Raw genomic sequence first — 7,798 nt, 5'->3', positions numbered from 1 at the left:
GCCCCCGGCTCCTGCCGCAGGGCGAAGTAGGGCCCGATGCCGAACGCGAGGAAGAGCGGAGCCCAGGGCAGAAGCCGCCCCCGTGCCGCGCCGAGCGCCTCGAGCCCCGCCAGAACCGGCCGCACCTTGTCTCCCCGTGCCCTATTGCCTAATGAACCCTGAAGAGCCTGCCCCGCTCTTGGTTTCCGAAAGGTTAACGCCTCCATGCCTGCCGCCGACAGCACGCCCGTCGTCACGCGTTTCGCACCCTCGCCCACCGGCTACCTGCACATCGGCGGGGCGCGGACGGCGCTGTTCAACTGGCTCTATGCGCGCGGTCGGAACGGCACCTTCCTGCTCAGGATCGAGGACACCGACCGCGAACGCTCCACGCCCGAGGCGACGGCGGCGATCGTGAAGGGGCTCACCTGGCTCGGCCTCGACTGGGACGGCGAGGTGGTCAGCCAGTTCGACCGCCGCCACCGCCACGCCGAGGTGGCGCGCGAAATGCTGGCGCGGGGCCATGCCTACAAGTGCTTCGCTACCCAGGAGGAGATCGAGGCCTTCCGCGAGGCGGCTCGGGCCGAGGGCCGCTCGACCCTCTTCCTCAGCCCCTGGCGCGACGCCGATCCGGCGACGCATCCGGACGCGCCCTACGCGATCCGCCTCCGGGCACCGCGCGAGGGCGCGACGGTGATCGAGGACGCGGTGCAGGGCACCGTCACCTTCCGCAACGAACAACTCGACGACATGGTCTGTTTACGTTCGGATGGTACGCCCACCTACATGCTCGCCGTCGTCGTCGATGACCATGACATGGGCGTCACCCATGTCATCCGGGGCGACGACCACCTGAACAATGCCGCGCGCCAGACCCAGGTCTATCGGGCCATGGGCTGGGCGGAGCCGGTCTGGGCGCATATCCCGCTGATCCACGGGCCCGACGGCAAGAAGCTTTCCAAGCGCCACGGCGCCGTGGGGCTCGAGGAATACCAGGCGATGGGCTACCCCGCGGCCGGGATGCGCAACTACCTCGCCCGGCTCGGCTGGGCGCATGGTGATGCCGAGTTCTTCTCCGACGCGGACGCGAAGGCCTGGTTCGACCTCGACGGAATCGGGCGCGCCCCCGCGCGGCTCGACTTCAAGAAGCTGGAGAATCTCTGCGGCCAGCACATCGCCGCCACGCCCGACGCGGCGCTTCTGCCCGAAATTGAGGCATTTCTGGAAGCCGCCGGCCGGCCACCGCTTTCGCAGGCGCAGAAAGACGGGCTCGCACGCGCTCTATATTGCCTCAAGGACCGCGCCAAGACCTTTCCCGAACTGCTTGAAAAATCGCATTTCGTGCTCGGAAAACGGCCATTCCTGCCCGATGAGGCGGCGGCGCGCGCGCTTGATCCGGTATCCCGTGGTATACTGAAAGAATTGACGCCGCAGCTGCAAAATGCTAGCTGGGACCGGGATACGCTGGAGGGGGTCGCCACCCGCGTAGCAGCAGACCACGGGATGGGTCTGGGCAAGCTTGCAGGACCTCTCCGGGCGGCCATCGCCGGGCGCACGATCAGCCCGAGCGTCTTCGACATGATGCTCGTCATCGGGCGGGAGGAGACCCTCGCCCGACTTCAGGATGCGACGGCCTGAGCGCACCACCCGCGCCGCGGCCTTGTGACACCGATCTTCCGGCGGGAATGGGGCCCGACCGGAGTCCACGAAAGGGATGCGTGATGGCCGAACCGAAGAAGACCGCGACCTTGAGCTTCGGAAACACCTCGATCGAGTTGCCGATACTCACTCCGACGGCCGGGCCCGATGTCATCGACATCCGCAAGCTTTACGGCGAGGGCGAGGTCTTCACCTATGACCCCGGCTTCACCTCCACCGCCGCCTGCGACAGCGCCATCACCTATATCGACGGCGACCTCGGGGAACTTCTCTACCGCGGCTACCCGATCGAACAGCTTGCCGACAAGTCGCACCATCTCGAGGTCTGCTTCCTCCTGCTCTACGGCGAACTGCCGAACGCGGCGCAGATGGAGGACTTCGAGCGGCGGGTGACGCGCCACACGATGGTGCATGAACAGATCCACAACTTCTTCCGGGGCTTCCGCCGCGACAGCCACCCGATGGCGACGATGGTGGGCGTGGTGGGCGCGCTCTCGGCCTTTTACCACGACAGCCTCGACATCTCGGACCCCTGGCACCGCGAGGTCGCCGCGATCCGCATGATCGCGAAACTCCCGACGATCGCGGCGATGGCCTACAAGTATTCGATCGGCCAACCCTTCGTCTATCCGAGGAACTCGCTCGATTACGCGTCGAACTTCTTGCACATGTGCTTCGCGGTCCCCTGCGAGGACTACGTGGTGCAGCCCGCGCTCGCCAAGGCGATGGACCGGATCATGATGCTCCACGCCGACCACGAGCAGAACGCCTCCACCTCGACGGTACGGCTGGCGGGATCGTCGGGGGCCAACCCCTTCGCCTGCATCGCCGCCGGCATCGCCTGCCTGTGGGGGCCTGCACATGGCGGCGCCAACCAGGCCTGCCTCGAGATGTTGCGCGAGATCGGCACCGTCGACCGCATCCCCGAATACATCAAGCGCGCGAAGGACAAGAACGACCCCTTCCGGCTGATGGGCTTCGGCCACCGGGTCTACAAGAACTTCGACCCGCGCGCGAAGGTGATGAAGGAATCGGCCGACGAGGTGCTCGACCTGCTCGGCGTCCACAACAATGAGACGCTGAAGGTCGCCAAGGAACTCGAACGCATCGCGCTTCAGGACGACTATTTCGTCGAGAAGAAGCTCTATCCTAACGTCGACTTCTATTCCGGCATCATCCTCGAGGCGATGGGCTTCCCGACCTCGATGTTCACGCCGATCTTCGCTGTGAGCCGCACCATCGGCTGGATTTCCCAGTGGAAGGAAATGATCGGCGACCCGACCCAGAAGATCGGCCGCCCGCGTCAGCTCTACATCGGCCAGCCGCGCCGCGACTACGTCGGCGTCGACCACCGCTGACCGCCTCGCCGGGCCCCGCGTCGTCGTCCGGGCAATTGTGTCCGGCGCCGATGGCTGCTAGCGTCTCCCCGCGCGCGAAACGCCCCTGCCTGCGACCGGGCGGCGGCCGGGAATTGGTGGTCGGTGTGGTTGAGGGGGGGCATGCGGGCCCTGACCGACACCGCGAGGGACGGGGGGTTGCGCGTTGTTCAGGTCGACAGACGGGCGGATTTTCTCGGGGTGCCGACGGGCAGGTCTCGTGCTTGCACTGTCCTGCGCCGGTTTCGCCGCGGCGCCCGCATCCGCAGATCCCCAGACCGGGACGGAAGGCTATGTCGGCCTCTCCCTCGGCTATGCCGGGGGCGGCGATGACCGGGTCGGCCTCAGTCCGTCGGGGCTGGTGGTGGGCACGCTCGACAATTCCGGGCCTCTGGCCGGGGGATTGGTCGGGCTGCGCCGCCAGTCGGGCGGCCTCGCCTATGGCATCGAGCTCGAAGGGCTGATTGCCGATGTCTCCGACAGCGTTGCTTCGACCGGGGTCGCCGCACAGACCACGATGACGGGCACGGTCGGGCTCAGGGCCCGGCTGGGTCTGGTGCGCGGGGCAACGACGTTCTATGTCGCCGCCGGCCCGTCGCAGGGATGGTTCGACTACAGCGTGTCGGGTGCCGGCATCGCCATCGACCGGTCCTTCTCGCGCATCGGCTATTCCCTCGGCCTGGGATGGGAGCGGCCGCTCTCCGACAGGCTGTCGCTGCGCGGCGAGTATCTCTATTCGAACTTCGGTTCCGAGACGCTCAGCGATCCGGTGTCGGGTGCGACAACGAAGGCGACGCCGACTTACCATCGGGTCGGGCTTGCGCTGATCGGCCGATTCTGACCGGCGGCGTCATGCCGCGGCGGCGGCGTGCTCCCTGGAAATCCGCTCGGCCTCCTTGCCGTAGATCTCCTCGTAATGGTCGAAGGCCGTCTCGTGCCAGGCCGTGCCCTGTGTCGCCGCGCCGAGCGCGAGGATCAGATCCTCTTCGGCCGAGGCCGGCAGGAGCGCACGGAAGAGGTCCCAGCCGCGGAATTCCGGATCGCGGTCGAAGCCCAGGACCTGCCCCTTCAGCGAGGAGATCATGGAGACCATGGCGCCGGAATAGATCGAGGGCACATGGATCTCCACGCGCTCGATCGGCTGCAGCAGGACCGGCCCCGCCTTGGCCAGCGCCTCGCGGAGCGCCATCCGGCCAGCGGTGCGGAAGGCGAAGTCGTTGCTGTCCACCGCATGGTGCTTGCCGTCGGTGAGCGTGACCGTGATATCGGTGACGGGGAAGCCGAGCGGCCCCTTGTCGAGCGCCTCGCGCGCGCCCTCCTCGACGGCGGGGATGAAGTTGCGCGGCACGGCGCCGCCCTTCACCACCTCGGCGAAGCCGAAGCCCTCGCCCCGGCCCGCCGGGCGGAGCGTGATCGCCACGTCGGCGAACTGCCCCGCGCCGCCCGACTGTTTCCGATGGCGGTAATGTTCGTCGACTGCGGCCGAGATCGTTTCCAGATACCGCGGGTCCGGCACCCGCATCGTCACCTCGACCCCGAAGTCGTCGGCCAGCGCCGCCAGCACCTGCCGCTCGTGCATCTGCCCCTGAAGACGAAGCAGCGCATGGCCCGTCGCCTCGTCCTGGCCGAGCGACAGCATCGGATCGGCTTCGGCAAGCCGGGCCAGCGCGCCCGAGAGCCGTACCTCGTCGCGTTCATGCACCGGCGTGACCACCCGCGCCAGCGCGGGCGGGCAGCCCCGCGCCCAGACCGGCGCCGCGACGGCCGCCTTGCCGGTGAAGATGTGCCCGGCGTTGAGCTGGTCCGACTTCACCGAGACGCCGACCTCGCCCGGTGCCAGGTGGTCGTTGCCGGCCTTGCCGCCCAGTTCCGCGAGCCCGCCGAGGCCCGCGCCGGCGAGCGCCGCGCCCTGCTTGACCCCCGGCCCCAGCGCGCGCAGCATGACGCATTTTCCCAGGTGCTTGCGGTTCTGCGCGTGAAAGCCCACCGCGACCGCATCCGCGACGCCGAGCCGCTCCTTCAGCGCGGACACGTCGGGCACCTCGTGCCGGAGCGCCTTCATCAGCCTGAGGATGCCGTTCCGGTGGCTTGCCGAGCCCAGGAAGGCGGGCAGGATGTCACGGTGCTGCGTCTCCCGCCGGGCGATCTCGAAAAGCGCGCCGGTTGCCGGCTCATGATCCTCGATCAGCTCTTCCAGGAGCGCGTCGTCGTAGTCCGACATCTGCTCCAGAAGCTCCGCCCGCGCCTCGTGCTCGCGGTCCTCCTCGCCCTTCGGCATGGCGATGAGCTGCGAGGGCTGGCCCTCGCGGTAGCGCCAGGCGCGCTCGGAGATCAGGTCGATGGCGCCGACGATCTCGCCGCCCTCGCGCATCGGGATCTGGCGCAGCACCACGGTATGTCCGGTGTAGGCCTGGAGCGCGGCGACGATATCGCGCATCCGTCCCTTCGGCGCATCCATGCGGTTGATGAACACGAAGCAGGGCACCGAGGCCGCCTCGATCGCCCTGAGCCAGGGCGCGGCAAGCACCGCCTCGTCCGGATCGGGCGCCACGCAGAGGACGGCGGCATCGGCCGCGAGCAGCGCGGCGCCGCCCATGCGGGCGAACTCCGGCCCCCCCGCGACATCAAGCGCGCACCAGTCCTCGCCCATGAAACCGAAGCGTGTCAGCGTCAGGTGGCCGGCCGTCTCGGATCGGGGATGGCCGTCCTCGAGCGCGGCAAGCGCGCGGACAAGCTCGGTTTTCCCCGATTGGGACGGCCCCAGTACCGTGAAGCAGCGCATGGATATTCTCCCCCGGCACGCAGTCGGACGCCCTAGGCTGGCCCCCGTGCCCCTTGGGCCATGCGCCCTCTGATCAACTCTCTTCCGCCAGATCGCCGGGGTCAAGCGAGGAAAGCCCAGGCCCCGCACCTTGACGGAATTCCGTCCTCCGGGGCCGGGACCGGGGCTGCCGCTCCCCCCTCGCGGCGCCTTCAGCGGCCGGTAAAGCGCGCCGGCCGCTTTTCGAGAAAGGCCGCGACCCCCTCGCGGAAATCGGCCGTGGCACCGCATTCGCCCTGCAGTTGCGCCTCCAGCGCGAGCTGGTCGTCGAGCCCGTTGCCGAAAGCGGCGCGCAGCGCGGTCTTCACCCGCGCGAGCGCCTCGCCCGGACCCGCCGCCAGCGCCGCGGCACGGGCGCGCCAGCGCGCCTCGAACTCGGGGTCCGGCACCGCCTCCCAGATCATTCCCCAGTCGGCCGCCTGCCGCGCGGAAACCTTTTCGGCGAACAGCGCGGCCCCCATGGCGCGGGCCAGCCCCACGGTCCGCGGCAGGACCCAGGTCCCGCCCGCATCGGGGATCAGCCCGATCCGCGTGAAGGCCTGGATGAAGCTCGCGCTTTCCGCCGCGATCACCACGTCGGCCGCGAGCGCGAGGTTCGCCCCCGCCCCGGCGGCCGTGCCGTTGACGGCGGCGATCACCGGCACGCGCGCGGCGACGATGGCGCGCAGCATGGGTTCGTATTCCTCGGCGAGAACGCGGCCCACGTCGAAGTCCGCGCCGAGCGACGGATCGGCGAGGTCCTGCCCGGACGAGAAGGCGCGGCCCGTGCCGGTCAGCACGATCACCCGCGCCGTCGCGGCCGCACGCATCACCGCCTCGGTGATCTCGGCCCGCATCGCGCGGTTCAGCGCGTTCATCACCTCGGGCCGGTCGAGCGTGACGGTGGCGATGCCCCCTTCCTCGGCATAGCGGATCGTCTGATAGCCCATGGCGCCTCTCCCTCTTCTCTTGGGGCGGAGATTAGCGGCGCGCGGCGCGGGGGAAAGCGAAACCCCGCGTCACTCCTTCAGGAGTTCGGCGAGCCGGGCGCGCTCGGCCTCGGAGAGCGGCGGCGCCGCGGCCTCGGGGGCGCTCCGGCGGCGGCGGAGGTAGATCGCGGCACCGCCGAGCGCGACGACGAGAAGCGCGGGCCCGGCAACCCAGAGGATCAGGTTCGAGCCCGTCGCGGGAGGTTCCAGCAGGACGTATTCGCCGTAGCGGTCCACCAGGTAGGCGATGACCTCGGCATCCGTGTCGCCCGCCACCAGCCGCTCGCGCACCAGGAGGCGAAGGTCGCGGGCGAGGTCCGCGTTCGATTCGTCGATGTTCTCGTTGCGGCAGACAAGGCAGCGCAGCCCTTGCGAGAGGGCGCGCGCGCGGGCTTCGAGCGCGGGGTCGGCCAGCACCTCGTCCGGCTGCACGGCGCCGGCCGGGGCCGAAAGGGCCAGAAGCAGAAGGAACGCGAGAAGCCGCACCCGCCTCACTCCGCCGGTTGGGCCAGCGCGGGCGCCTTGCGGGCGCCGGCCGCGACGCGGTAGCGGCGGTCGGTCAGGCTCAGGATGCCGCCGAAGGCCATCAGGATCGCCCCCGCCCAGATCCAGTTGGCGAAGGGTTTTATGTAGGTCCTGACCGCCCAGCCGCCGTTCGCCTGCGGATCGCCGATGACGAGGTAGATGTCGCGCCAGAGGCCGTTGGCGATCGCGGCCTCGGTCGTCGGCATCGCCGCGACCGGATAGACCCGCTTTTCGGGATGCAGGAGCGCGACCTCGCGCCCGTCCCGCGCCACGCGCATCGTCGCGGTGGTGGACAGGTAGTTCGGCCCCTCCACCTCCTCCACGCCGACGAGGGTGATGGTGTAGCCGCCGACCTCGAAGCTTTCGCCGACCTGGGCGACGCGGATGTCCTCCACGTCCCAGGCCATCAGGCAGGCGATGCCGATGAAGGTGACGCCGAGCCCGGAATGCGCGGCGGCCTTGCCCCAGTC

7 protein-coding genes are annotated in these 7,798 nt (G+C 69.4%); 3 read left to right on the top strand and 4 right to left on the bottom strand.

The window, feature by feature from the left end:
* The first annotated feature begins 204 nt into the window (after positions 1–204).
* The 3 genes from gltX to F9K34_RS15290 all read left to right on the top strand — a co-directional run bounded on the left by gltX (position 205) and on the right by F9K34_RS15290 (position 3,855).
* Entirely contained in the window at positions 205–1,617 is a 1,413-nt protein-coding gene (gene gltX / locus F9K34_RS15300; protein ID WP_291337987.1) for a glutamate--tRNA ligase, read from the top strand.
* Positions 1,618–1,700: 83 nt separating this feature from the next.
* A complete protein-coding gene (gene gltA / locus F9K34_RS15295) occupies positions 1,701–2,996 on the top strand; it encodes a citrate synthase (protein WP_291337986.1) in 1,296 nt (431 codons plus the stop codon).
* 238 nt (positions 2,997–3,234) lie between these two features.
* Positions 3,235–3,855, top strand: a complete 621-nt coding sequence (locus F9K34_RS15290) for an outer membrane protein (protein ID WP_291337985.1) — start codon at positions 3,235–3,237, stop codon at positions 3,853–3,855.
* A gap of 9 nt (positions 3,856–3,864) precedes the next feature.
* On the opposite strand, the gene F9K34_RS15285 is transcribed toward F9K34_RS15290, so the two are convergent.
* From F9K34_RS15285 to F9K34_RS15270, 4 genes are all read right to left on the bottom strand, one after another.
* A complete protein-coding gene (locus tag F9K34_RS15285) occupies positions 3,865–5,796 on the bottom strand; it encodes an elongation factor G (protein WP_291337984.1) in 1,932 nt (643 codons plus the stop codon).
* A 191-nt stretch (positions 5,797–5,987) separates the two neighbouring features.
* On the bottom strand, positions 5,988–6,764 hold the full coding sequence (locus F9K34_RS15280) for an enoyl-CoA hydratase-related protein (RefSeq protein ID WP_291337983.1): 777 nt from the start codon (positions 6,762–6,764) through the stop codon (positions 5,988–5,990).
* Between the two features lie 69 nt (positions 6,765–6,833).
* Positions 6,834–7,289, bottom strand: a complete 456-nt coding sequence (locus F9K34_RS15275) for a cytochrome c-type biogenesis protein (RefSeq protein WP_291337982.1) — start codon at positions 7,287–7,289, stop codon at positions 6,834–6,836.
* A gap of 5 nt (positions 7,290–7,294) precedes the next feature.
* Positions 7,295–7,798 (bottom strand): cytochrome c-type biogenesis CcmF C-terminal domain-containing protein (locus F9K34_RS15270; RefSeq protein ID WP_291337981.1); only part of this gene is annotated, 504 nt, incomplete at its 5' end.

This window comes from Albidovulum sp. (assembly GCF_008933605.1).
In the GTDB taxonomy this organism is placed as follows: Bacteria; Pseudomonadota; Alphaproteobacteria; order Rhodobacterales; family Rhodobacteraceae; genus Albidovulum.
This window is presented reverse-complemented; position numbering and strand designations above follow the sequence as displayed.